Source organism: Streptomyces sp. TSRI0281, assembly GCF_001905125.1.
Classification (GTDB): Bacteria; Actinomycetota; Actinomycetes; order Streptomycetales; family Streptomycetaceae; genus Streptomyces.
In genome coordinates, this window is the sequence record NZ_LWLE01000033.1 from 405,502 (window position 1) to 430,310 (window position 24,809).

A 24,809-nucleotide genomic window follows, 5' to 3' on the forward strand; every position below is an offset into this window, starting at 1 on the left:
AAACCGGAGGTCTCCGTACTCAGGGCCGCTCTCCCCGCTTGACCTGGGGCTTCGGGAGCCGCAGGCGACGCATCTGGAGCGTGCGCATCAGGCCGTACGCGACGGCGCCGCGCTTCGGGGTGTCCGGGAAGCGTTCCCGCAGCTGCTTCTTGAGCCGGAACGTGAGGCCGACGGAGTCGACCACGATCAGCACGATCACGCCGAGCCAGAGCAGCAGCGAGATGTTCTGGATGTTCTGGATCTGGATCACGCTGAGAATCAGGATGATCACGGCGAGCGGCAGGAAGTACTCGGCGATGCAGAAGCGCGAGTCCACGAAGTCACGGACAAAGCGCCGGACCGGCCCCTTGTCGCGCGCCGGGAGGTAGCGCTCGTCACCGGTGGCGAGCGCCTCACGCTGCTTGGCCAGGTCGACACGGCGCGCTTCGCGCTGGCGCTTCATGCCCTCCTTGCGATCGGTGGGCGTGCTGGAAGCACGCCGGCGCTGCGTCTGGGCCTCGCTGCGCTTGGGGGTGGGGCGACCCTTGGGAGCCTGCGGGTCGCGGGACGTCTTGGAGAGGTCCGGCGAGGGGACCTTCTCTTCCTTGGCACGGCTACGGAACACAAAACCCAAGGGTACGGGGTCGGCCGTGGCGAGTCCGGACCGGGCGGGAACGATCCGGCAACGGCCTGCGTCCCGAGAAGCGCCCCGACAGGGGCAGAACGGACGTTTGGCGCCGGTTTCCCTGACCGCCACCTACTCCCTGGGCTGGAGCGGTCACCGGGGGCAGTCGTCCTTTGGGAGGAGCACATCCGCTCCCCAACAGTGCGGTAATAGAGACAGGGCCCGTACTGTGGGTTCTGTTGGAGTGCTGGAGCTCAGTCCGTCAGAAGGGGGCGCGCGAAGCCCATGAGCGGTGTCATGAAGCGTATGGGGATGATCTTCCGCGCGAAGGCAAACAAGGCCCTTGACCGGGCCGAGGATCCGCGCGAGACCCTCGATTACTCGTACCAGAAGCAGCTGGAGCTGCTTCAGAAGGTACGCCGCGGCGTCGCCGATGTGGCGACCTCGCGCAAGCGTCTGGAGCTGCAGCTGAATCAGCTGCAGGGACAGTCGTCCAAGCTGGAGGACCAGGGCCGCAAGGCGCTGGCGCTCGGTCGTGAGGACCTGGCGCGCGAGGCGCTGTCCCGGCGTGCCGCCCTCCAGCAGCAGGTCACGGACCTGGAGACGCAGCACACCACGCTGCAGGGTGAGGAGGAGAAACTCACTCTGGCGGCCCAGCGGCTGCAGGCCAAGGTCGACGCCTTCCGTACGAAGAAGGAAACGATCAAGGCGACCTACACGGCGGCCCAGGCGCAGACCCGGATCGGCGAGGCGTTCTCCGGGATCTCCGAGGAGATGGGCGACGTCGGCCTGGCGATCCAGCGGGCCGAGGACAAGACGCAGCAGCTCCAGGCGCGGGCCGGCGCCATCGACGAGCTGCTCGCCTCGGGCGCCCTGGACGACCCGACCGGGACGGCGAAGGACGACATCGCCGCCGAGCTGGACCGGCTCTCCGGTGGTACGGATGTGGAGCTGGAGCTGCAGCGCATGAAGGCCGAACTGGCCGGTGGCTCCTCCTCGTCGCAGCAGGCCATCGAGGGCGGTGCCCAGGACGCCGCACCGCAGTCGCAGCAGTCTCCGCACAAGTTCGACAAGCAGTAAGGGCAACGTCATGATCGTACGGATCATGGGGGAGGGCCAGGTCAAGCTGGCCGACAGTCATGTCACCGAGCTCAACGAGCTCGATGACGTACTGCTCGCAGAGATGGAGAGCGGCGACGGCCCCGGCTTCCGCACCACGCTCCACGCGCTCCTGGACAAGGTGCGCGAGCTGGGTACGCCCGTGCCGGACGACTCCCTGGAGCCGTCCGGGCTGATCCTGCCGTCGCCGGACGCGACCCTCGAAGAGGTGCGCGCCATGCTCCGTGACGACGGGCTGATCCCCGGCTGACTCCTGCCGCCGTACGCGCAGGCCGGTTCCGTGCTCCACGCTCCCGCAGTACCCGCACACCTGTGCCCCGCCCGGTCCGCCGGCCGCGGGGCACAGTGCTGTCCGCCCCCGGCCCGTCCGCGCTGTGGCCGTATGCGCACACCGCGGGGACGGATCCGTGTACGACACGCCGTACCGTTGCTCGATGTGACCACCCTCTCGACCGGGCTCGTGCGTGCCCGCCGCTGGCTGCGGGACCATGCCCTCGCGTTCGACGGGGCCCTCGCTCTCCTCGTGCTCCTGAGCATGATCTGCGGGTCGTTCGCCGACCCGAACTCGGCCAACGGGAGACCGAGCTTCGGCACCCGTACCCCCGAAGCCTTCAGCGTGCTCATGATGGTGCTCAGCGCGTGCGCGCTCGTGCTGCGCCGGCGGCGCCCCGTGGCGGTGCTCGCCTTCACCGGGGCCCTGTCGGTCGTGGAGTTCATGACGATGGACCCGCCGGCCCCGGTGGTGATGGGAGCGGTCATCGCGCTCTACACCGTCGCGTCCCGCACCGACCGGCCCACCACCTGGCGGGTCGGGCTGCTGAGCGTGGCCGTGCTGACGGTGACCGCGATGTCCTTCGGCTCGGCCCCCTGGTACAGCCAGGAGAACCTCGGCGTCTTCGCCTGGCTGGGGCTGGCCGGTGCCGCCGGGGACGCCGTCCGCAGCAGGCGCGCGTTCGTCGACGCGATCAGGGAGCGCGCCGAGCGGGCCGAGCGGACCCGCGAGGAGGAGGCCCGCCGCCGGGTCGCCGAGGAGCGGCTGCGGATCGCCCGGGACCTGCACGATGTCGTCGCCCATCACATCGCCCTGGTCAACGTGCAGGCCGGGGTGGCCGCACACGTCATGGACAAGCGCCCGGACCAGGCCAAGGAGGCGCTCGCCCATGTCCGGGACGCCAGCCGCTCCGCGCTCAACGAACTCCGGGCCACGGTCGGGCTGCTGCGGCAGTCGGGCGATCCCGAGGCGCCCACCGAGCCGGCCCCCGGGCTGGCCGTCCTCGGCGGACTGGTGGAGACCTTCCGCAACGCCGGGCTCCCCGTCGAGGTGGCCTGCGTCGACCATGAGCCCCCGCTGCCCGCCGCTGTCGACCTGGCCGCCTACCGGGTCATCCAGGAGGCGCTGACCAACGTCCGCAAACACGCGGGATCCGGTGCCAGGGCGGAAGTGAGCGTCATACGGGTCGGGGCCACCGCCGAGGTCACGGTGCTCGACAACGGCCGGGGCGGTGACGCGTACCCGGACGCGAAGGATGAGGACCGCGACGGTGGCGGCCACGGTCTCATCGGGATGCGCGAACGCGTCGCCGCCCTCGGCGGCGCCCTCACCGCGGGCCCTCGGTACGGAGGCGGATTCCGGGTGCATGCGATCCTGCCGGTCAAGGCCCGCGCGGGTGAACCGGAACGGCCGGGCACGGCGGGCAGGACGGGGGGACGCGCATGACACCGATCAAGGTGCTGCTCGTCGACGACCAGGCACTCCTGCGCAGCGCGTTCCGTGTGCTGGTGGACTCGGAGCCCGACATGGAGGTCGTGGGCGAGGCGGCGGACGGTGCGCAGGCCGTGGAACTGGCCCGCTCGACGCGCGCCGATGTGGTGCTGATGGACATCCGGATGCCGGGCACCGACGGGCTCGCCGCCACCCGCATGATCAGCGCCGATCCGGATCTGGCGGAGGTGCGGGTCGTCATGCTCACCACGTTCGAGGTGGACGAGTACGTCGTGCAGTCGCTGCGCGCCGGAGCCTCGGGCTTCCTCGGAAAAGGTGCGGAGCCGGACGAACTCCTCAATGCCATCCGTATCGCCGCGGGCGGTGAGGCGCTGCTCTCCCCGGCGGCGACCAAGGGACTCATCGCCACGTTCCTCGCCCAGGGCGGAAGTTCGGGGGAGGGCCCGGACGCCGCCGAGTACTCCGAGCGGCTCGCCGCGCTCACCGTCCGCGAACGCGAGGTCCTGGTGCTGGTCGCGGGCGGACACTCCAACGACGAGATCGCCGAACGGCTCGCCGTCAGCCCACTCACCGTCAAGACGCATGTGAACAGGGCGATGGCGAAGCTCGGAGCCCGGGACCGCGCCCAATTGGTGGTCATCGCGTATGAATCGGGCCTGGTGCGCGCACGGCTGGAGTGACGGCCGAGCGACGGGTGCGGCCCCGGGCGGGCGGCGGGTGGAGCCCCGTACGGGGCGACAAGTGCGGCTACGGGTGGAGATCCGGCGTACTCCACCTGCGGTATGCGCGACATAAGAAAGCAACCCGGGGGCCGACGTTCCGGCAACCGGGATCGGCGATCGTAGAGATGGCGGGATGTCCCCCGTTTCTCCCGCCCATCTGCCGCGTAAGCCACAGAAGAGAGACCCACCCATGTCCTGGCTGTCCAGATTCAGCCTCGCGCAACGGGCCCTGATAGGGCTGATCTCGATCGTCGCGCTCGTTTTCGGCGCCATCGCGATCCCGCAGCTCAAGCAGCAACTGCTGCCCACCATCGAACTTCCGATGGTGTCGGTGCTGGCCCCCTACCCGGGTGCGTCCCCCGATGTGGTCGAGAAGCAGGTCGTCGAACCGCTCGAAAACTCGATCAAGGCCGTCGACGGCATCGAGGGCATCACCTCGACCGCCAGCGAGGGCAACGCCGTCATCATGGCGACGTTCGACTTCGGTGACGAAGGCACCAAGCAACTCGTCGCCGACATCCAGCAGGCCGTGAACCGGGCCCGCATCCAGCTCCCCGACGACGTCGACCCCCAGGTCATCGCCGGTTCCACCGACGACATCCCGACCGTGGTCCTCGCCGTCACCTCCGACAAGGACCAGCAGGCGCTCGCCGACCAGCTGAACCGCACGGTCGTCCCCGCCCTTGAGGACATCGAGGGTGTCGGACAGGTCGCCGTCGACGGTGTCCAGGAGCTCCAGATCTCCGTCGTCCCCGACGACAAGAAGCTCGCCGCGGCCGGTCTGAACGCCGGATCGCTGGCCCAGGCGCTCCAGGCGGGCGGCGCCACCGTCCCGGCCGGTTCGTTCTCCGAGGCCGGCAAGAGCCGCACCATCCGGGTCGGCGGCGGCTTCACCTCGCTGAAGCAGATCGAGAACCTCCAGGTCACCGCCAAGGACCCGGCGACCGGCCGGCCCGGAGAGCCGGTCCGCGTCAGTGACGTCGCCGCGGTGAAGCAGGAGCCGTCCACCGCGGTCTCCATCACCCGTACGAACGGCAAGCCGAGCCTCGCCGTCATGGCGACCATGGACAAGGACGGCAGCGCCGTCGCCATCTCGGACGCCGTCAAGGACAAGCTCCCGGACCTGCGCAAGGACCTCGGCGCCGGTGCCGAGCTGACCGTCGTCTCCGACCAGGGCCCCGCCGTCTCCAAGGCGATCTCCGGTCTGACCACCGAGGGCGCGCTCGGCCTCGTCTTCGCGGTCATCGTGATCCTGGTCTTCCTCGCCTCGCTGCGCTCGACCCTGGTCACCGCGGTCTCCATCCCGCTCTCCGTGGTCCTCGCGCTGATCGTGCTCTGGACCCGCGACCTCTCGCTGAACATGCTCACGCTCGGCGCCCTGACCATCGCGATCGGCCGCGTCGTCGACGACTCGATCGTGGTCCTGGAGAACATCAAGCGTCACCTCGGCTACGGCGAGGAGCGCCAGCCGGCGATCATCGCGGCCGTCAAGGAGGTGGCCGGAGCGGTCACCGCGTCGACGCTCACCACGGTCGCCGTCTTCCTGCCGATCGGTCTGGTCGGCGGCATGGTCGGTCAGCTCTTCGGCTCGTTCTCCCTCACCGTCACCGCGGCCCTGCTGGCCTCCCTGGTGGTCTCGCTGACCGTGGTCCCGGTCCTCTCGTTCTGGTTCCTGCGCGCCCCCAAGGGCACTGCCGAGAACCCGGCCGAGGCACGCCGCAAGGCCGAGGAGAAGGAAGCCGCCAGCAAGCTGCAGCGGCTCTACGTGCCGGTGCTGCGCTTTGCGACCCGGCGCCGTATCACCAGCCTCGTCATCGCCGTCGCGGTGCTCTTCGGCACCTTCGGCATGGTGCCGCTGCTGAAGACGAACTTCTTCGACCAGGGTGAGCAGGAAGTCCTCTCCGTCAAGCAGGAGCTGACCCCCGGCACCAGCCTGGCGGCCGCGGACGAGGCGGCCCGGAAGGTCGAGAAGGTCCTCAACGACGACAAGGGCGTCAAGGACTATCAGGTCACCGTCGGCTCGTCGGGCTTCATGGCAGCCTTCGGCGGCGGTACGGGCGCCAACCAGGCGTCGTACCAGATCACCCTGAAGGACTCGGGCGAGTTCGAGGCCGCCCAGGACCGTATCGACGAGGCCCTCGGCAAGCTCGACGGCATCGGCGACACCACCATCGCCGCGGGCGACGGCTTCGGCAGCCAGGACCTCAGCGTGGTGGTCAAGGCCGCCGACGGGGACACCCTGAAGAAGGCGTCCGAAGCGGTACGCACCGAGGTCGGCAAGCTCAAGGACGTCACCGACGTCCAGAGCGACCTCGCGCAGAGCGTCCCGCGCATCTCGGTCAAGGCCAACGACAAGGCGGCCGCCGCCGGATTCGACGAGGCCACGCTCGGCGCGGCCGTCGCCGGTGCGGTGCGCGGTACCCCGTCCGGCAAGGCGATCCTGGACGACACCGAGCGGGACATCATCGTCAAGTCGTCCCACCCGGCCACCACCATGGCCGAGCTGAAGGACCTGCCCCTCGGCCCGGTCAAGCTCGGTGCGATCGCCGATGTGAAGCTGGTCCCCGGCCCGGTCTCGATGACCCGGATCGACGGACAGCGCTCCGCGACGATCACCGCCAAGCCCACCGGTGACAACACCGGTGCGGTCAGCACCTCGCTCCAGTCGAAGATCGACTCCCTGGACCTGCCGGAGGGTGCCACCGCCACGATCGGCGGTGTCTCCGAGGACCAGAACGACGCCTTCATGAAGCTGGGCCTGGCCATGCTGGCGGCCATCGCAATCGTCTTCATGCTGCTGGTGGCGACCTTCCGGTCCCTGGTCCAGCCGCTGATCCTGCTGGTCTCCATCCCGTTCGCGGCGACCGGAGCCCTGGGTCTGCTCATCATCACCGGCACCCCGATGGGCGTCCCGGCGATGATCGGCATGCTGATGCTGATCGGCATCGTGGTGACCAACGCGATCGTGCTGATCGACCTGATCAACCAGTACAGGTCGCAGGGCATGGGCGTCGTCGAAGCGGTCGTCGAGGGCGGCCGTCACCGGCTCCGCCCGATCCTGATGACCGCTCTGGCGACGATCTTCGCCCTGCTCCCGATGGCGCTCGGCGTCACCGGCGAGGGCGGCTTCATCTCGCAGCCGCTGGCGGTCGTGGTGATCGGTGGTCTGATCACCTCCACGCTGCTGACCCTGCTGCTCGTCCCGACGCTGTACGCGATGGTCGAGCTGCGCAAGGACCGCAGGGCCGGCAAGAAGGCGGCCAAGCGGGCGAAGAAGGCCGGCGTCCCGGCGCCGACGGCCACCGACGAGAGCCGCGAGAGCGAGCCTTCGAGCGTGTGATCCGTCCAGCCGTCCATCCGTCCAGCAGTCCCGACCGGCTGACGGCTCATGACGAAGGGGCCTGCCCCACGCACTCCGCGTGGGGCAGGCCCCTTTCGCTGTCCACCGCCCCCCGAGGGGAGGGTAAGCGTCAGCCGGCCTCCACGAGGGCCCGGACGAGACGGAGCCAGAGGTCGGGGCTCCGGTCCGCGTGGCGGACGCTCAGCGCCGAGATCTCGCGGACCAGACGGCCACGGACCTCCTCCGGTGCCGCGGCGGCGAGATCCACGAGCTCCTCCGGAGTGATGCCGTCGGTGGCGCCCGCCAGGATCATGCCGACCTGGGCATGCGCGAAGGAGGAGAGCCGGTCGCCGAAGACCTCGCCCTCGATGCCCGCGGCATGGAGCAGCGAGTTGGCGTCACCCGCGTCGAGGGCGCGCTGCAGATAGCTCTGGAGCGCCTCGCGGTCGCGGATCAGCTGATAGGCGGCGGCGATCCCGTCGGAGCGGGAGACATGCAGGAGAGCGTCGTGGGTGAGGGGCGCGGAGGGCGGAGCGGTCGTGCGCAGCAGGTCGGGGTGGTCCCGCAGATACTGCTGGGACTCCTTCCAGCCGCTGCACCGGAGCCATTCCGCGAGCTGGTCGTCCAGCATCAGACGGGGAAAGACGACGTCCGCTCCCTCGGCCAGGATGCGTTCCCTGAGCGCCTGGTGCTGCCGTGCGGAGTCCGGGGAGACGAGCGCGTACTCGGCGAGCGCGACCGGCGCGTCCGGTGAGTTCAGCGTGTCGGCGTGATCCGTCCAGTACGCGTACGAATCGGCCCACGTGGCGCTGAGGAGCCAGGCGGCGACGGTCTTGAGCGTCGCCTCGGGGAGCGGCAGCCACGCGGGCACCGGCCCGCCGGACTGCTCCTGCCACACCGTCTCCAGAGCCTCGCGATTGGCCGGCGCGGCATGCCCGTAGGAGCGAAGAGCCTGTCTGGCGCGGAAGCGCGTGCTGTCCGCCCCTTCGGCGGGCGGGTCGGCCGGGTCGGCCGGGTCGGCCGGGTCGGCCGGACGGTCCGCCTGTCTCACCAGGTTCCGCAGCGCGGATTCGGTCTGGGGGCCCGGCTGTTCGAGCAGAAGGATGTCGCGTTCGAGGGCGCTGCTGGTGGCTGGATCGATCGTCATCAGAACTTCCACTGTCGTATCGGGGGCCTGTGCGAGGTCCCGCCGCAGCGTAGTCACGGCACGAGCGCCCATGTGCCGGACAGGGGAAAATTCAGCCTGTCCGGTCACATGGGGATACGACGGATACAGCGGATACGACGGGATGCGGCGGATACGAGGGCGTACGCCGATGCCGATGCCGTGGCCGCGCGGGCGCGACCGCGGCTGCTGCGGCTACGCCAGCGCCAGCATCCGCTCCAGCGCGAGCTTCGCGTACTTCTCCGTCTCCGGGTCGACCGCGATCCGGTTGACCAGGTTGCCCTCGGCCAGCGACTCCAGCGTCCAGACGAGGTGCGGGAGGTCGATCCGGTTCATCGTCGAGCAGAAGCAGACCGTCTTGTCGAGGAAGACGATCTCCTTGTCCTCGGGCGCGAAGCGCTCGGCGAGGCGGCGGACCAGGTTCAGTTCCGTGCCGATCGCCCACTTCGAGCCGGCCGGGGCCGCTTCCAGGGCCTTGATGATGTACTCGGTCGAGCCGACGTAGTCCGCGGCCGTCACGACCTCGTGCTTGCACTCCGGGTGCACCAGTACGTTGACGCCGGGTATGCGGGCGCGCACGTCGTTGACGGAATCGACCGAGAAGCGTCCGTGCACCGAGCAGTGCCCGCGCCACAGGATCATCCTGGCGTTCCGCAGCTCCTCGGTGGTCAGGCCGCCGCCCGGCTTGTGCGGGTTGTAGAGGACGCAGTCCTCCAGGGTCATCCCCATGTCCCGTACGGCGGTGTTCCGGCCGAGGTGCTGGTCGGGGAGGAAGAGCACCTTCTCGCCCTGCTCGAAGGCCCACTCCAGGGCCGTCCTGGCATTGGAGGAGGTGCAGATCGTGCCGCCGTGCCTGCCGGTGAACGCCTTGATGTCGGCGGAGGAGTTCATGTACGAGACGGGCACCACCTGTTCGGCGACACCCGCGTCGGTCAGGACGTCCCAGCACTCGGCGACCTGTTCGGCGGTGGCCATGTCGGCCATCGAGCAGCCCGCCGCCAGGTCGGGCAGGACGACCTTCTGGTCGTCGGTCGTCAGGATGTCCGCGGACTCGGCCATGAAGTGCACGCCGCAGAAGACGATGTACTCGGCCTCCGGCCGCGCGGCCGCGTCCCGGGCGAGCTTGAACGAGTCGCCGGTGACGTCCGCGAACTGGATGACCTCGTCGCGCTGGTAGTGGTGGCCGAGGACGAAGACCTTGTCCCCGAGCTTCTCCTTCGCGGCACGCGCACGCTCCACCAGGTCCGGGTCGGACGGGGAGGGGAGGTCGCCGGGACACTCGACGCCGCGCTCGCTCTTCGGGTCGGCCTCGCGGCCGAGCAGCAGCAGCGCGAGGGGTGTCGGCTGTACATCCAGGGGCTGGGCCGTGGTCACGTCACGCACCCTTTCTTCTCTGCGGACTCGCCTTTTCGTCTATTTGACGTTATCTATCATAACCGCTTCGTGTCACTTTGACGATGCCGATAGCGTCGATGTGACGCATCCCGCCACGGGTGCGGTGTGCGAGCATGAAAAGGAACAGACACGCGCCTGGCCCGGAATGAATCCGCGGCCCCGACGGTTGAAACGTCGGCAAGCAGTCCGTACAACCCGGGAGAGAAGCAGATGTCCGTATCGGACGAGACCACCACCGTGAACGACGGCATCCTCCTTTCGGACGCCGCCGCAGCCAAGGTCAAGGGCCTGCTGGAGCAGGAGGGCCGTGAGGACCTCGCGCTGCGTGTCGCCGTTCAGCCCGGCGGTTGCTCGGGCCTGCGCTACCAGCTCTTCTTCGACGAGCGTTCGCTCGACGGCGACGTCGTGAAGGACTTCGACGGCGTCAAGGTCGTCACCGACCGGATGAGCGCCCCGTACCTGGGCGGCGCCTCCATCGACTTCGTCGACACCATCGAGAAGCAGGGCTTCACGATCGACAACCCGAACGCCACGGGTTCCTGCGCCTGCGGTGACTCCTTCAACTAGGCGTCCCGAGCAACGACTGACGGCGGCGGCCCCCGAGGAATGATCCTCGGGGGCCGCCGCCGTCAGTCGTCGGCCGTCACCGCCCCGGCCGTGTGTTCCGAGGCGCGTTCAGCCGCGCGGCACCCCGCTGCCGGACGCCGCGTCGATCACCTTCCGGTCGCCCAGCGGCGCGTCCAGCGTCACCGTCCGCTTCAGTTCCTTGGCGATCATGATGCAGGCCTTGCCGCCGTCCTGCTTGGTCTCGGCCACCGACACCCGCACCTGGCCCGCGCTCTCCTCGGCGCTCGCCGTGTACGTGCTGCACGCGCCGCCCCAGAACGTCACCTCCAGCGTCCGGCCGTCCGCGCTGTACGAGCTGACCTTCCGGTCGCCCGCCTCCTGCGGCGGGTCCGACTTCGCGAGGAAGGCGGGGGCCACGGCCACCTGGGTGACGGTGCTCTGCGGGCCGCCCGGCGCCGACCGCACCGAGAAGAGCCAGGACGGTACGAGGATCTGGCGTCCGTCCACGTAGTTCAGGGCCAGCCCGAACACCGCCTTGCCGACCGTCATCGTGACCGGTGCCTCCTTGCCGTTCGACGGCACGCACTGCGGCTGCGAGGACTTCGGCCGTGAGGGCTGCTGCTCGCCCTCCAGCGGTACGGGAGTGGCGCAGCCGCCGACGTCCGGCCTGCTGGTCCGCCGGTTCGACGCGTTCAGCCGCTTCAGCGCCGCGTCCGCGCCGATCGCCGGGTAGGTGTCGCCCTTCTTCAGGGCCTTGAGGTGTCCGCTCCCGCCGATCACATCGCCCCCGGGGCCCACCTGGATCCCGGTCTGCCAGCCGTACGTGGGCAGCCCGTCCACCACCGGGTCGGCGTTCACCACCCGTACGGGGCCCATCAGCTGGCCCGCGTCGAGCGCCGCGTCGCCCTGGCCGACCGCCTTGAGTACGGGGACGGCGGCCGCCTTGGCCGCCTTGTCGCTCACCGGGTCCGTCCGGCCCGGCACCGCGGTCCCGTTCGCGCACACCGTGGCGGACTCGCAGGGAACCGTGCCGCCGGAGCCGTACCGGGCGAACGTCCAGCTGCCCGGAGCCTGCTTGGTGACGCTCAGGACCGGGCCGGAGCCGTCCTTGCCGGCGCCCACCTTCCAGGCGGTGCCCTCGGTGCGCGGGGTGCCCGGCACACCGAGCGCCTTCGCCAGCCGGGTCACCTCGGCCGCCGTGACCGTACCCGTCGCCCGGTGGACGGCCGCGGAGTCCGGGCCGTCCGGCAGCTCGCCGGAGGCGCGGTAGGTGATGCCCGCACCGCTGGGGTCCGGTTCGCCCGGCGCGATGCCCTCGGGCGGTGCCGTAGGGGTGTTCCCGGACTCGGCGGGGCCGGCCCCGGTCTCGTCCAGGGTCAGCAGGGGGGCGGCGCTGTCGCCGCGGGCCGCGGAGCCGCTGTCCGTACCGCCGTCGCCGCCCGAAGCGGTCGAGGCCCAGTACGCGCCGCCGCCCCCGGCCAGCAGCACCGCTGCCGCCACCGAGGCCACCGCGAGCGGCGGACGCCGCCGCCGCCGGGGGCCGGTCACGTCGTTGTCGGGTCGCTCGGTGCTCACCGGATCGCTCCTTCGACTGCATCGCCGTCACGTGACCTACCGTGAGCCTCCCGGACGGGAGACAACGGTGGGACGGAGCGGAGGAGCGCGCGGTTCCACCGGCGGGTGCGGGGAAACCGCGCTCGTCGCGCACGGCACGGCCCGAACCGGCGGGAAAAGGCCGGAAAGAGCCGCTGCCGCAACCGGCAGCCTGACTCAGTCGCCGTATTCGGACATCGCGTCGATCAGCCGGGCGGACGCGGGAGGCACCGAGACCCCGTGAATCAGGGACGGTGTCACCGGTGCCGTGGCAGTCTTCGCAGGTACCACCCAGTGCGGCGCCATACGCGCGCAGTCCCCGCGCAGCTCGGCCAGGCTCATTTCGGACTCACGAGGTGCGGTGTGCTTCGACATATCCGCACCGTACGCACGGTCGTACTCAGGTAGAAAGCCCTACTATCGGGTAGTTTTCCCCTTTCGGGCCGGGTGCGGTGACCCGGTAGCGTGAACTGTCACGCCGTCCCGGAGGGCGCGCTCCCGCGTTCCCTTCGCCTGTCGAGGAGAATCCTCCCCGTGCGTATTGCAGTCACCGGCTCCATTGCCACCGATCACCTCATGACCTTCCCCGGCCGTTTCGCCGACCAGCTGGTCGCGGATCAGCTGCATACGGTCTCCCTCTCCTTCCTGGTCGACAACCTCGATGTGCGCCGGGGCGGTGTCGCCGCCAACATCTGCTTCGGCATGGGGTTGCTCGGCACCCGCCCGATCCTGGTCGGCGCGGCAGGTGCCGACTTCGACGAGTACCGCGCCTGGCTCGACCGGCACGGTGTCGAAACCGGTTCGGTACGGATCTCCGAGGTACTGCACACCGCCCGCTTCGTCTGCACGACGGACGCCGACCACAATCAGATCGGCTCCTTCTACACGGGCGCGATGAGCGAGGCCCGGCTGATCGAACTGAAGAGCGTCGCCGACCGGATCGGCGGCCTCGACCTGGTCTCGATCGGCGCCGACGACCCGGAGGCGATGCTCCGGCACACCGAGGAGTGCCGCTCCCGGAACATTCCGTTCGCCGCGGACTTCTCGCAGCAGATCGCCCGCATGGACGGCGACGACATCCGCATCCTGCTGGACGGCGCCACGTACCTCTTCTCCAATGAGTACGAGAAGGGGCTCATCGAGTCGAAGACCGGCTGGAACGACGCGGAGATCCTGTCCAAGGTCGGCCACCGGGTCACCACGCTCGGCGCCCGGGGCGTGCGCATCGAGCGCGTCGGCGAGACGACGATCGAGGTCGGCTGCCCGGACGAGGAGACCAAGGCCGACCCGACCGGCGTCGGCGACGCCTTCCGGGCCGGATTCCTCTCCGGCCTGGCCTGGGGTGTCGGTCTGGAGCGCGCCGCCCAGGTCGGCTGCATGCTCGCCACCCTGGTCATCGAGACGGTCGGCACCCAGGAGTACACCCTGCGCCGCACCGACTTCATGGACCGCTTCACCAAGGCGTACGGCGACGAGGCCGCCGCCGAGGTGCGCCTCCACCTGGTGTAGTCACCGGAGCCGGCGGACCACATAGGCCGAGCCCTGCTCCGCCGGCTCCTCACCCACGTACTCCTGCCCGCGCATCTCGCACCACGCCGGGATGTCCAGGCGCGCCGCCTCGTCGTCGGACAGGACCCTCACCGTGCCGCCCACGGGTACCTCTTCGATCACTTTTGCGAGCTCGATCACCGGAATCGGGCAGCGCCTGCCCAGCGCGTCGACGACGAGTGACGCGGCGGGAGAGGGGGAGAGGGCTGTGGGGGAGGGAGGCGCGGACGCCGGGGCGCCCAGCTTCTCGCGCACCCCGGCCACCACTCCCGGCAGTACCTCCAGGAAGCGGTCGACATCGGCCCGGGTGGTGCCCGCCGGGAGCGACAACCGGACGTTTCCCTCCGACAGCACCCCCATCGCCTTGAGCACATGGCTCGGCGTCAGTGTGCTGCTGGTGCAGGACGAACCGGACGATACGGAGAATTCGGCCCGGTCCAGTTCGTGCAGCAGCGTCTCTCCATCGACATAGAGACAGGAGAAGGTGACCAGATGCGGCAGCCGTCCCTCCGGATCGCCCACCACCTCCACATCGGGCACCCGCTCGGCCACCGTCGTCCGGATCAGGTCGACCAGGGCGCGCAGCCGTACCGATTCGGCCGCCGCCTCGGCGCGTACCGCCCGCAGCGAGGCCGCGGCGGCCACGATCGCCGGGATGTTCTCGAACCCGGCCGCCCGTCCCGACTCCCGTTCCCCGGCCGGTCCCTGGGGGGAGAAGCGGACCCCTTTGCGTACCGCCAGCAGCCCGACCCCCGCGGGACCGCCCCACTTGTGGGCGCTCGCGGTCAGCAGCGACCAGCCGCCGGGCACCGGACCCCACCCCAGCGACTGCGCCGCGTCCACCAGCAGCGGCACCCCGGCGGCGGCGCAGATTCCGGCCACCTCGGCCACCGGCTGCTCGGTGCCCACCTCGTGGTTGGCCGACTGCAGGCAGGCCAGCGCGGTGTCCGCCCGCAGGGCCCCGGCGTACGCCGCCGGGCTCACCGCCCCCGACCGGTCGACCGGCACCTCGGTGAACGAGCCCCCGCCCGCCTCGTGGGCGGCGGCCGAATGGAGTACCGACGAATGTTCGACCGCGGAGTGGACCAGATGGCGCCCGACACGCCGACGCCCGGAAAGGGCCCCGGCAATTCCCGAGTGCACCGCCGTCGTCCCCGAAGAGGTGAACACCAGCTCGTCCGGACGGCAGCCGACGGACTCCGCCGCGGCCTCGCGGGCCGCGTCCAGCAGCAGCCGGGCGCGCCGCCCCTCCCGGTAGAGCCTGGCGGGATCGGCCCAGCCCTCGTCCAGCGAGGCAAGCAGCGCCTGGCGGGCGACGGGGTGCAGGGGGGCGGCGGAGGCGGCGTCGAAGTAGGGCACGCCGCCACGCTAGCCCGCACCCGGCTCCACCTCGGTGGCGGCTGCCCGCCGAGACCGGGAGAGGGGGCGTCAGATGGCGCCCGGAGGCCCGGATTCCACCCCTTCGGGGAGTCGGGCGGCGCGTTGGGCACCCTCCCCGCGCGACCCCAAATAGCGTCCAGTAGGGTTTGGTCCGCATAAACATCCAAACCCCTGCCCGCGTCAGGGCCGGCGACCGACCAGCGAGACGGGCGCGCCGACCGTGCGGGCGAGACTCTCGGGAAGGCGCTACGTGAGTCCCAACGGCTCCGACCGCTCGTCGCGGCGCCCGATGCGGCGGAAGCTGCCGCAGGTGCTGACTGCGGGCCTGGTCCTGGCGACGGCCTCCGGTTGTTCATACAACTGGGAGGATTTCCCCCGCCTTGGTATGCCCACCCCGGTAACGGAAGAGGCCCCTCGGATCCTCTCCCTCTGGCAAGGCTCGTGGGCGGCAGCGCTCATCACGGGTGTCCTTGTCTGGGGGCTGATCATCTGGAGCGTCATCTTCCACCGGCGTAGCCGGACCAAGGTGGAGGTACCTCCGCAGACCAGGTACAACATGCCCATTGAGGCGTTGTACACAGTGGTTCCCCTCATCATCGTCTCGGTGCTCTTCTACTTCACCGCGCGTGATGAATCGAAGCTCCTGGAGCTCTCCGACAAGCCGGCCCACACGATCAATGTGGTCGGCTACCAGTGGAGCTGGGGCTTCAACTACATCGAGAAGGTGGAAGGCCAGCCCTCCGCCAGCAGTGAGTTCCCCAAGGAGCTCGACGCCATCCCCGACCGGTACCGCAAGGACTTCCCCCAGGACGCCGGCGGCGTCTACGACGTGGGCATCCCCGGCACCCGTAACCCGCAGAACGGCAACCCGGGTCCGACCCTGTGGCTGCCGAAGGGTGAGAAGGTCCGCTTCGTCCTCACTTCGCGTGACGTCATCCACTCCTTCTGGGTGGTGCCGTTCCTCATGAAGCAGGACGTCATCCCGGGCCACACCAACGCGTTCGAGGTCACTCCCAACCGGGAGGGCACCTTCATGGGCAAGTGCGCCGAGCTCTGCGGCGCCGACCACTCCCGGATGCTCTTCAACGTCAAGGTCGTCTCCCCGGAGCGTTACCAGCAGCACCTCAAGGAGCTGGCGGAGAAGGGTCAGACGGGCTACGTGCCGGCAGGCATCGAGCAGACGGACCCGGCCAGGAATGCGGAGACGAACAAACTGTGAGCATCCTCAACGAACCTCAGGGTGCCGCGGCAGCAGACGACTCGTATGAGGACGAGCTGCCGGTACGGCGCAAGCAGCCGGGAAACGTCGTCATCAAGTGGCTGACCACCACTGACCACAAGACGATCGGCACGCTCTACCTGGTCACGTCGTTCGTGTTCTTCTGCATCGGCGGACTGATGGCGCTCTTCATGCGCGCCGAGCTGGCCCGTCCCGGCACGCAGATCATGTCGAACGAGCAGTTCAACCAGGCGTTCACGATGCACGGCACGATCATGCTGCTGATGTTCGCGACGCCGCTGTTCGCCGGATTCGCGAACTGGATCATGCCGCTCCAGATCGGTGCGCCCGATGTGGCGTTCCCGCGGCTGAACATGTTCGCGTACTGGCTGTACCTCTTCGGCTCGATCATCGCGGTGGCCGGCTTCCTCACCCCGCAGGGTGCCGCCGACTTCGGCTGGTTCGCCTACTCCCCGCTGTCGGACGCGGTCCGCTCGCCGGGCATCGGCGCCGATATGTGGATCATGGGTCTGGCGTTCTCCGGATTCGGCACGATCCTCGGTTCGGTCAACTTCATCACCACGATCATCTGCATGCGCGCACCCGGCATGACGATGTTCCGCATGCCGATCTTCGTCTGGAACGTCCTGCTGACCGGTGTTCTGGTCCTGCTGGCCTTCCCGGTCCTCGCCGCCGCGCTCTTCGCGCTGGAGGCGGACCGTAAATTCGGTGCGCATATCTTCGACGCGGCCAATGGCGGCGCATTGCTCTGGCAACACCTCTTCTGGTTCTTCGGCCATCCAGAGGTGTACATCATCGCCCTGCCATTCTTCGGAATCATTTCCGAAGTGATCCCGGTGTTCAGTCGCAAGCCGATGTTCGGTTACATCGGCCTGATCTCCGCGACGATCGCCATCGCGGGTCTCTCGGTGACCGTGTGGGCCCACCACATGTACGTCACCGGCGGCGTGCTGCTGCCGTTCTTCTCCTTCATGACCTTCCTGATCGCGGTACCGACCGGTGTGAAGTTCTTCAACTGGATCGGCACGATGTGGAAGGGGTCGTTGTCCTTCGAGACACCGATGCTCTGGGCCGTCGGCTTCCTGATCACCTTCACCTTCGGTGGTCTGACCGGCGTCATCCTGGCCTCGCCCCCGATGGACTTCCACGTCTCCGACTCGTACTTCGTCGTCGCGCACTTCCACTACGTCATCTTCGGCACCGTGGTCTTCGCGATGTTCTCCGGATTCCACTTCTGGTGGCCGAAGTTCACGGGCAAGATGCTGGACGAGCGGCTCGGCAAGATCACGTTCTGGACGCTGTTCGTGGGCTTCCACGGCACGTTCCTGGTGCAGCACTGGCTCGGTGCCGAGGGAATGCCGCGTCGATACGCGGACTATCTCGCCGCTGACGGCTTCACCGCGCTGAACACGATCTCGACGATCTCCTCGTTCCTGCTCGGCCTGTCGATGCTGCCGTTCTTCTACAACGTCTGGAAGACGGCCAAGTACGGCAAGAAGGTCGAGGTCGACGACCCGTGGGGTTACGGCCGTTCGCTGGAGTGGGCCACGTCCTGCCCGCCCCCGCGGCACAACTTCCTCACGCTGCCTCGGATCCGTTCGGAATCCCCGGCGTTCGACCTGCACCACCCGGAGATCGCGGCGCTCGAACAACTGGAGCACCACTCCGAGGCCGACAAGGCCCTCGCCGGTGGCAAGGAGGCAGGCAAGTGAAGGTCCAAGGCAAGATGTTCATCTGGCTGAGCGTCTTCATCCTCGCCATGGCCGTCACGTACGGCGTGTGGTCGAAGGAGCCGGTCGGCACCACCGCGCTCGTCCTGGCCTTCGGCCTGAGCATCATGATCGGCTTCTATCTGGCCTTCACGGCCAACCGGGTCGACCAGATGGCCCAGGACAACAAGGAAGCCGATGTCGCGGACGAGGCCGGCGAGGTGGGGTTCTTCTCCCCGCACAGCTGGCAGCCGCTCTCCCTGGCAGTCGGCGGAGCCTTCGCCTTCATGGGCGTCATCTTCGGCTGGTGGCTGCTGTACTTCTCGGCCCCGATGCTGCTGATCGGCCTCTTCGGCTGGGTCTTCGAGTACTACCGCGGTGAGAACCGCACCCAGTGACACCGCACCACCCGTGACACCGCAGCACCCACGAAGGGCCCGGACCGCTCAGCGCGAGCAGTCCGGGCCCTTCGCTCGTTTGCAGTCATTGAACGCGCTGGAACGAATGAATCTTCTTAGCGTGGGGTTCATGAACCACACGCCGCGCATCCGCACCGTAGTGAGCTGCACTCTGCTGGTCGTGACCTTCGTCGCAGGTGCGGCTGCCTGTGGCGAACCCGATGGCCATCCGCTCTCCGCGAAGCCGTACGACGCCGGGGACCAGGTCAGCTTCAACGGTCCCTCCGAAGGCGGGAAGACCGACCCCGACAAGCCCCTCGAAGTCACCGTCAAGGACGACGACGTCCGCATCACGGACGTGTCGGCGGTGGACACCGGCGGCCGCCATCTCGCGGGCGAGCTCGCCGCCGACGGCAAGCGGTGGCACTCCACCGCCCCGCTCGCGGCCGGCACCGGCTACACCGTCAGGGTTTCCACCGAGGACGACGACGGCGCTCCGGGGAGCCGTACGCTCACCTTCGAGACCACCTCGCCCAAGAAGCTGCTGAAGGTCTCCTTCGGCCCTCAGGCGGGCACCTACGGCGTCGGACAGCCCATCACGGCGGAACTGAGCGCTCCGGTCACCGACAAGGCCTCCAGGGCCACCGTGGAGCGCGCCCTGAAGGTCCGCTCCACGCCCGCGGTGACCGGCTCCTGGTACTGGGTGGACGACAAGACCCTGCACTACCGTCCGCAGGACTACTGGCCCGCCAAAGCCACCATCGAGGTACGCAGCAACCTCACGGGCATCAAGGTGACCAACGCCCTCTACGGGGCCGCCGCCAAGCCGCTGAAGCTCACCACCGGGGATCGTATCGAGGCCGTCACCGACGCCTCGGACCACTCGATGACGGTGCTGCGCAACGGAGAAGTGATCAACACCATTCCGGTCACCACCGGCAAGCCCGGCTTCTCCACCCGCAACGGCGTCAAGGTGGTGCTCGGCAAGGAGTACTACGTACGCATGCGCGGGGAGAGCATCGGCATCTCGGCCGGTTCCTCGGACTCGTACGACCTGCCGGTCTACTACGCGACGCGGGTCACCTGGAGCGGCGAGTACGTCCACGCGGCCCCCTGGTCGACCGGCTCGCAGGGCAGCGCGAACGTCAGCCACGGCTGCACGGGCATGAGTACCGGCGACGCCGAGTGGTTCTTCGACACCGTGCGCGAGGGCGACATCGTCAAGGTCGTCGGCAGTGAGGGCGAGACGATGACGCCGTTCGACAACGGGTTCGGCGACTGGAACCTGTCCTGGGAGAAATGGCAGAAGGGCAGCGCCCTGCAGAACGGCACGCCGGACAGCGGAAACACCGTCCAGGCCGCGCGCCTGCGCCCCCAGGTCTGACCCGGCCAGGGAGTGCGCCGCCCCTCGGCAGGACCGTCACAGGCCCTGTGGGGGCCCTCAGGCCCCCACGGAGAGCCTGCTGCGCAGCAGGGCGGCCAGTGCGTCCGCGAAATCGACCGGATCGACCGGAAGGGTCACCGCGGCGTCCGCGCGGCTCCAGGTGGCCAGCCAGGCGTCCTGAGGGCGGCCGATCAGCACCAGCGCCGGCGGGCACCGGAAGATCTCGTCCTTGATCTGCCGGCAGACGCCCATGCCGCCCGCGGGGGCCGTCTCGCCGTCCAGCACGCAGACGTCGATGCCACCGTGGTCCAGTGCGGCCAGGACGGCGGGCAGGGTGGCGCACTCCAGGAACTCCACCGGTGGCACGTCCGCCGCAGGCCTGCGACCGGCTGCCAGCCTCACCTGCTCGCGGATGTTGGCGTCGTCGCTGTAGACCAGGACCGTGGCGGTCGGCTGCATTGTTCCTCCGTGACATCTGTGTCTTCGGGGCTCTCGGGGCATGAACCGATGCGCGGATCGTACTCCGACGGACAGCCTGTCAGCACCGGTAATGACACCGATTCGCTGGGCCGTTCGAGGAGGACACACGCTGCTGACACACCGAACGGCACCCCCCGGAGTGAGGGCGGGATAAGCGACCGACATAATGTCGGTCGTGGCGACAGCAACGACAGTAGAAACCGGGCACGCGCACCCGTCGGTCAATCGACCGAACCTCACCAGCGTCGGAACCATCATCTGGTTGAGTTCCGAGCTGATGTTCTTCGCGGCCCTCTTCGCGATGTACTTCACCCTGCGATCGGTGATGGGACCGGATCACTGGAAGGAGATGGCTCATCATCTGAACTTCCCGTTCTCCGCGACGAACACCACGGTCCTGGTGCTTTCCTCTCTCACCTGCCAGCTCGGCGTTTTCGCCGCGGAGCGGGGCGATGTGAAGAAGCTCCGCACCTGGTTCATCATCACCTTCGTGATGGGTGCGATCTTCATCGGCGGCCAGGTCCTGGAGTACACCGAGCTGGTCAAGGACGCGGGGCTCTCCCTGTCGTCCGACCCGTACGGCTCGGTGTTCTACCTGACCACCGGCTTCCACGGTCTGCATGTGACAGGCGGTCTCATCGCCTTCCTGCTGGTTCTCGGCAGAACATACGCGGCCAAGAGGTTCACCCACGAACAGGCAACCGCCGCCATCGTCGTGTCCTACTACTGGCACTTCGTCGATGTCGTGTGGATCGGCCTCTTCGCCACGATCTACATGATCAAGTAACCGGGCTCGCACCCACCCACCATCGACGCAGAAGATCCTGACACCGGGGTAATCCGTGAAAAAGCTCTCCGCACGACGACGCCATCCACTGGCGGCGATCGTCGTACTACTCCTCGCGCTGGCGGCTACCGGGGGGCTGTACGCCGCGTTTGCGCCTGCGGGCAAGGCGCAGGCCGACGAAACCGCCCAGTCCCTCGCCATCGAGGAGGGCAAGAAGCTCTACTCCGTCGGCTGCGCCAGCTGCCACGGAGCCGGCGGTCAGGGCACCACCGACGGGCCGCAGCTTGTCGGCGTGGGCTCCGCCGCCGTTGACTTCCAGGTCGGTACGGGCCGTATGCCGGCACAGCAGCCGGGCGCCCAGGTACCGAAGAAGAAGGTCATCTACACCCAGGCCGAGATCGACCAGCTGGCGGCGTACGTAGCGTCGCTCGGCGCCGGTCCGATCACGCCGACCGAGAACCAGGTCAATCCGGCCGGCGCAGACGTCGCCAAGGGCGGCGACCTGTTCCGTACCAACTGTGCCCAGTGCCACAACTTCACCGGTCAGGGCGGCGCGCTGACACACGGCAAGTACGCCCCGACCCTTGACGGCGTGAGCCCGAAGCACATCTACGAGGCCATGCAGACCGGCCCGCAGAGCATGCCCTCCTACCCCGACACGACGATGCCGGAGCAGGAGAAGAAGAACATCATCGCGTACATCAAGACCGTGAACGGTGACAAGGCCGAGAACCCCGGAGGGCTTTCCCTCGGTGGCCTCGGACCGGTCAGCGAAGGTCTGTTCGCGTGGATCTTCGGGCTGGGCGCACTGATCGCAGTTGCCGTTTGGGTCGCGGCCCACACCGCTAAGGCCAAGAAGTCATGAGTAGCCAAGAGATTCCAGAAGAGACCCTGCCCGCAGAGCAGGAGACCGCGCACGGCGCGGTAGAGGGTACGGACGACCCGTTCGCCGACCCGGGGCTGCCGGCCCACAAGCCGCGCATCCAGGACATCGACGAACGTGCCGCGAAGCGCTCCGAGCGAGCCGTCGCGTTCATGTTCACGCTGTCGATGCTGGCGACGGTGGCGTTCATCGCCTCCTACGTCATCTTCCCGGTGGACCGGATCGTCTACATCTGGCCCTTCGGCCATGTGAGCGCGCTGAACTTCTCCCTGGGTGTGACCCTGGGCGTGGCGCTCTTCTTCATCGGCGCGGGCGCCGTCCACTGGGCGCGCACCCTGATGTCCGACGTGGAGGTCGCCGACGAGCGGCACGCCATCGAGGCGACCCCCGAGGTCAAGGCGAAGGTGCTCGCCGACTTCAAGGCCGGTGCCGAGGAGTCCGCCTTCGGGCGGCGCAAGCTGATCCGTAACACCATGTTCGGCGCGCTGGCCCTGGTGCCGCTCTCCGGCGTGGTGCTGCTGCGCGACCTCGGTCCGCTGCCGGAGAAGAAGCTCCGCCACACCCTGTGGGCCAAGGGCAAGCAGCTCATCAACATGAACACGATGGAGCCGCTGCGTCCCGAGGACATCGTCGTCGGTTCGCTGACCTTCGCCATGCCCGAGGGCCTGAAGGAGGACGCGCACGACTTCCAGACACAGATGGGCAAGGCGGCCCTGATGATCATCCGCATCGAGCCGGACGACATCAAGGACAAGCGTGAGCGCGACTGGGCCCACGAGGGCATCGTGGCCTTCTCGAAGATCTGTACCCACGTCGGCTGCCCGATCAGCCTGTACGAGCAGCAGACGCACCACGTGCTCTGCCCGTGCCACCAGTCCACTTTCGACCTCTCCGACGGCGCTCGCGTCATCTTCGGTCCGGCCGGTCACCCCCTTCCGCAGCTGCGGATCGGTGTGAACAGTGAGGGCAACCTCGAGGCGCTCGGCGACTTCGATGAGCCCGTCGGTGCTGCCTTCTGGGAGCGCGGATGAGTACTTCGACAGACACACGGCGCAAGGCGCCCGCCGGCGAGCGGGTGGCCGACTGGGCGGACGGCCGGCTGGGCATCTACGGCCTGGCCAAGGCCAACATGCGCAAGATCTTCCCGGACCACTGGTCCTTCATGCTGGGCGAGGTCGCGCTCTACAGCTTCATCATCATCATCCTCACGGGTGTGTATCTGACGCTGTTCTTCCACCCGAGCATGAACGAGGTCGTGTACCACGGCTCGTACGAGCCGATGCAGGGCATCCGGATGTCCGAGGCGTACGCCTCGACACTGGACATCAGCTTCGACGTCCGCGGTGGTCTGCTCATGCGGCAGATCCACCACTGGGCCGCGCTGATCTTCCTCGCCGCCATGTTCGTGCACATGATGCGCGTGTTCTTCACGGGTGCGTTCCGCAAGCCGCGTGAGATCAACTGGCTGTTCGGCTTCCTGCTGTTCGTGCTGGGCATGTTCACCGGCTTCACCGGCTACTCCCTCCCGGACGACCTGCTCTCCGGTACGGGTGTCCGCTTCACCCAGGGCGCGATCCTGTCCGTGCCGATCGTGGGCACGTACATCTCGATGTTCCTGTTCGGCGGAGAGTTCCCCGGCGGCGACTTCGTCGCCCGGTTCTACTCGGTCCACATCCTGCTGCTGCCGGGCATCATGCTCGGTCTGCTGGTAGGCCACCTGATCCTGGTCTTCTACCACAAGCACACGCAGTTCGCGGGTCCCGGCCGGACCAACAAGAACGTCGTCGGCATGCCCCTGCTGCCGGTGTACATGGCGAAGGCCGGAGGGTTCTTCTTCCTGGTCTTCGGCATCATCGCCCTCATCGCGGGCATCGCCTCGATCAACCCGATCTGGGCCATCGGCCCGTACCGGATCGATCAGGTCTCCACCGGCGCCCAGCCCGACTGGTACATGGGCTTCGCCGAGGGTCTGGTCCGAGTGATGCCTGGCTGGGAGATCAACCTCTGGGGTCACACGCTGGTCCTGGGCGTGTTCATCCCGCTGGTGCTCTTCGGTGTCGTCCTCACCGCGATCGCGGTCTGGCCGTTCATCGAGTCCTGGGTCACCGGCGACAAGCGCGAGCACCACATCCTGGACCGCCCGCGCAACGCCCCGACCCGTACGGGCTTCGGTGTCGCCTGGATCACGGCGTACTTCATCGGTCTGGTCGGCGGTGGAAACGACCTGTGGGCCACGCACTTCCACCTGTCGCTGAACGCCATCTCGTGGTTCGTCCGGATCTTCTTCTTCGCCGGACCGGTCATCGCGTTCATCATCACCAAGCGGATCTGCCTCGGCCTCCAGCGCCGGGACCGGGAGAAGGTGCTGCACGGGCGCGAGTCCGGCATCATCAAGCGCCTGCCGCACGGTGAGTTCGTCGAGATCCACGAGCCGCTCAGCCCGGGCCAGCTGCACACGCTCACCGCGCACGAGCAGTACCAGCCGGCCGAGATCGGCCCGCTGGTCGACGAGAACGGTGTCAAGCGCAAGGTCTCCGTCGTCGAGAAGCTGCGCGTCAAGCTCAGCAAGGGCTTCTACGGCGAGGAAAGCCAGATCGCCAAGCCCACCGCCGAGGAGTACAAGGAGATCACCAGCGGCCACGGTCACCACTGATCGCCTGAACTGATCGCCACAGCAGGAGCCCCGTCCATTCGATGGACGGGGCTCTTCGCGGTCTCCGGCGCTGGATAGGGTGGAGCCATTCCCTTACCGGCTGTGGACCCCAGGAGCGG

Annotated in this window: 22 protein-coding genes; 15 read left to right on the forward strand and 7 right to left on the reverse strand. The window is 68.5% G+C overall.

Features of this window, described 5'->3' with window-relative positions:
* Positions 1-19: 19 nt before the first annotated feature.
* A complete protein-coding gene (locus A6A29_RS31010) occupies positions 20-604 on the reverse strand; it encodes a DUF3043 domain-containing protein (protein WP_073725149.1) in 585 nt (194 codons plus the stop codon).
* A gap of 297 nt (positions 605-901) precedes the next feature.
* Between A6A29_RS31010 and A6A29_RS31015 the strand changes: the two genes are divergently transcribed.
* The 5 genes from A6A29_RS31015 (at position 902) to A6A29_RS31035 (ending at position 7,508) form a co-directional block, all read left to right on the forward strand.
* Positions 902-1,684 carry a PspA/IM30 family protein gene (locus A6A29_RS31015; RefSeq protein ID WP_073725485.1) on the forward strand — a complete coding sequence of 261 codons (783 nt, stop codon included), beginning with the start codon at positions 902-904 and terminating at the stop codon, positions 1,682-1,684.
* A 10-nt stretch (positions 1,685-1,694) separates the two neighbouring features.
* Positions 1,695-1,973 carry a PspA-associated protein PspAA gene (pspAA, locus tag A6A29_RS31020; RefSeq protein WP_073725151.1) on the forward strand — a complete coding sequence of 93 codons (279 nt, stop codon included), beginning with the start codon at positions 1,695-1,697 and terminating at the stop codon, positions 1,971-1,973.
* Between the two features lie 186 nt (positions 1,974-2,159).
* Entirely contained in the window at positions 2,160-3,440 is a 1,281-nt protein-coding gene (locus A6A29_RS31025) for a sensor histidine kinase (protein ID WP_073725153.1), read from the forward strand.
* On the forward strand, positions 3,437-4,126 hold the full coding sequence (locus A6A29_RS31030) for a response regulator (RefSeq protein ID WP_073725155.1): 690 nt from the start codon (positions 3,437-3,439) through the stop codon (positions 4,124-4,126). Before A6A29_RS31025 ends, A6A29_RS31030 begins: the two co-directional genes overlap by 4 nt.
* A 232-nt stretch (positions 4,127-4,358) precedes the next feature.
* On the forward strand, positions 4,359-7,508 hold the full coding sequence (locus tag A6A29_RS31035) for an efflux RND transporter permease subunit (protein ID WP_073725157.1): 3,150 nt from the start codon (positions 4,359-4,361) through the stop codon (positions 7,506-7,508).
* A 130-nt stretch (positions 7,509-7,638) separates the two neighbouring features.
* Here the strand turns inward: A6A29_RS31035 and A6A29_RS31040 are convergent, their stop codons facing one another.
* Together A6A29_RS31040 and nadA are read right to left on the reverse strand one after the other, a co-directional pair.
* Positions 7,639-8,655: a hypothetical protein gene (locus A6A29_RS31040; protein ID WP_073725159.1), complete on the reverse strand. Its 1,017-nt coding sequence runs from the start codon at positions 8,653-8,655 to the stop codon at positions 7,639-7,641.
* 213 nt (positions 8,656-8,868) lie between these two features.
* Positions 8,869-10,056: a quinolinate synthase NadA gene (gene nadA, locus A6A29_RS31045; protein WP_073725161.1), complete on the reverse strand. Its 1,188-nt coding sequence runs from the start codon at positions 10,054-10,056 to the stop codon at positions 8,869-8,871.
* A gap of 222 nt (positions 10,057-10,278) precedes the next feature.
* Here nadA and A6A29_RS31050 point away from each other — a divergent pair, with 222 nt between their 5' ends.
* On the forward strand, positions 10,279-10,635 hold the full coding sequence (locus A6A29_RS31050; RefSeq protein ID WP_073725163.1) for a HesB/IscA family protein: 357 nt from the start codon (positions 10,279-10,281) through the stop codon (positions 10,633-10,635).
* 108 nt (positions 10,636-10,743) lie between these two features.
* On the opposite strand, the gene A6A29_RS31055 is transcribed toward A6A29_RS31050, so the two are convergent.
* Together A6A29_RS31055 and A6A29_RS31060 are read right to left on the reverse strand one after the other, a co-directional pair.
* Positions 10,744-12,210, reverse strand: coding sequence for a hypothetical protein (locus A6A29_RS31055; protein WP_073725165.1), 1,467 nt, complete (start codon positions 12,208-12,210; stop codon positions 10,744-10,746).
* A 195-nt stretch (positions 12,211-12,405) separates the two neighbouring features.
* Positions 12,406-12,603, reverse strand: a complete 198-nt coding sequence (locus tag A6A29_RS31060) for a hypothetical protein (protein ID WP_073725167.1) — start codon at positions 12,601-12,603, stop codon at positions 12,406-12,408.
* A gap of 159 nt (positions 12,604-12,762) precedes the next feature.
* Here A6A29_RS31060 and A6A29_RS31065 point away from each other — a divergent pair, with 159 nt between their 5' ends.
* The gene (locus tag A6A29_RS31065) at positions 12,763-13,737 is read left to right on the forward strand and encodes a carbohydrate kinase family protein (RefSeq protein WP_073725169.1); all 975 of its coding nucleotides are present in this window, start codon (positions 12,763-12,765) and stop codon (positions 13,735-13,737) included.
* Here A6A29_RS31065 and A6A29_RS31070 read toward each other — a convergent pair whose 3' ends face one another.
* Positions 13,738-15,135 carry a cysteine desulfurase/sulfurtransferase TusA family protein gene (locus A6A29_RS31070; RefSeq protein ID WP_073725171.1) on the reverse strand — a complete coding sequence of 466 codons (1,398 nt, stop codon included), beginning with the start codon at positions 15,133-15,135 and terminating at the stop codon, positions 13,738-13,740. It lies immediately after the preceding gene.
* Positions 15,136-15,406: 271 nt separating this feature from the next.
* Between A6A29_RS31070 and ctaC the strand changes: the two genes are divergently transcribed.
* From ctaC to A6A29_RS31090, 4 genes are all read left to right on the forward strand, one after another.
* Positions 15,407-16,375 carry an aa3-type cytochrome oxidase subunit II gene (gene ctaC / locus A6A29_RS31075; protein ID WP_073725173.1) on the forward strand — a complete coding sequence of 323 codons (969 nt, stop codon included), beginning with the start codon at positions 15,407-15,409 and terminating at the stop codon, positions 16,373-16,375.
* A complete protein-coding gene (ctaD, locus tag A6A29_RS31080) occupies positions 16,372-18,108 on the forward strand; it encodes an aa3-type cytochrome oxidase subunit I (protein WP_073725175.1) in 1,737 nt (578 codons plus the stop codon). Before ctaC ends, ctaD begins: the two co-directional genes overlap by 4 nt.
* Positions 18,105-18,503, forward strand: coding sequence for a cytochrome c oxidase subunit 4 (locus A6A29_RS31085; RefSeq protein ID WP_073725177.1), 399 nt, complete (start codon positions 18,105-18,107; stop codon positions 18,501-18,503). The genes ctaD and A6A29_RS31085 overlap by 4 nt, the downstream gene beginning before the upstream one ends.
* A 130-nt stretch (positions 18,504-18,633) precedes the next feature.
* A complete protein-coding gene (locus A6A29_RS31090) occupies positions 18,634-19,887 on the forward strand; it encodes a L,D-transpeptidase (protein ID WP_073725487.1) in 1,254 nt (417 codons plus the stop codon).
* A gap of 57 nt (positions 19,888-19,944) precedes the next feature.
* On the opposite strand, the gene A6A29_RS31095 is transcribed toward A6A29_RS31090, so the two are convergent.
* On the reverse strand, positions 19,945-20,346 hold the full coding sequence (locus tag A6A29_RS31095; protein ID WP_073725179.1) for a hypothetical protein: 402 nt from the start codon (positions 20,344-20,346) through the stop codon (positions 19,945-19,947).
* Positions 20,347-20,533: 187 nt separating this feature from the next.
* Between A6A29_RS31095 and ctaE the strand changes: the two genes are divergently transcribed.
* Genes ctaE through qcrB form a run of 4 tightly spaced genes read left to right on the forward strand, consistent with a single transcriptional unit; the run spans position 20,534 to position 24,690 of the window.
* A complete protein-coding gene (gene ctaE / locus A6A29_RS31100) occupies positions 20,534-21,154 on the forward strand; it encodes an aa3-type cytochrome oxidase subunit III (protein WP_073725181.1) in 621 nt (206 codons plus the stop codon).
* Positions 21,155-21,209: 55 nt separating this feature from the next.
* On the forward strand, positions 21,210-22,019 hold the full coding sequence (gene qcrC / locus A6A29_RS31105) for a cytochrome bc1 complex diheme cytochrome c subunit (protein ID WP_073725183.1): 810 nt from the start codon (positions 21,210-21,212) through the stop codon (positions 22,017-22,019).
* Positions 22,016-23,068, forward strand: a complete 1,053-nt coding sequence (qcrA, locus tag A6A29_RS31110) for a cytochrome bc1 complex Rieske iron-sulfur subunit (protein ID WP_073725185.1) — start codon at positions 22,016-22,018, stop codon at positions 23,066-23,068. The genes qcrC and qcrA overlap by 4 nt, the downstream gene beginning before the upstream one ends.
* On the forward strand, positions 23,065-24,690 hold the full coding sequence (gene qcrB, locus A6A29_RS31115; RefSeq protein ID WP_073725187.1) for a cytochrome bc1 complex cytochrome b subunit: 1,626 nt from the start codon (positions 23,065-23,067) through the stop codon (positions 24,688-24,690). Before qcrA ends, qcrB begins: the two co-directional genes overlap by 4 nt.
* Positions 24,691-24,809 lie beyond the last annotated feature (119 nt).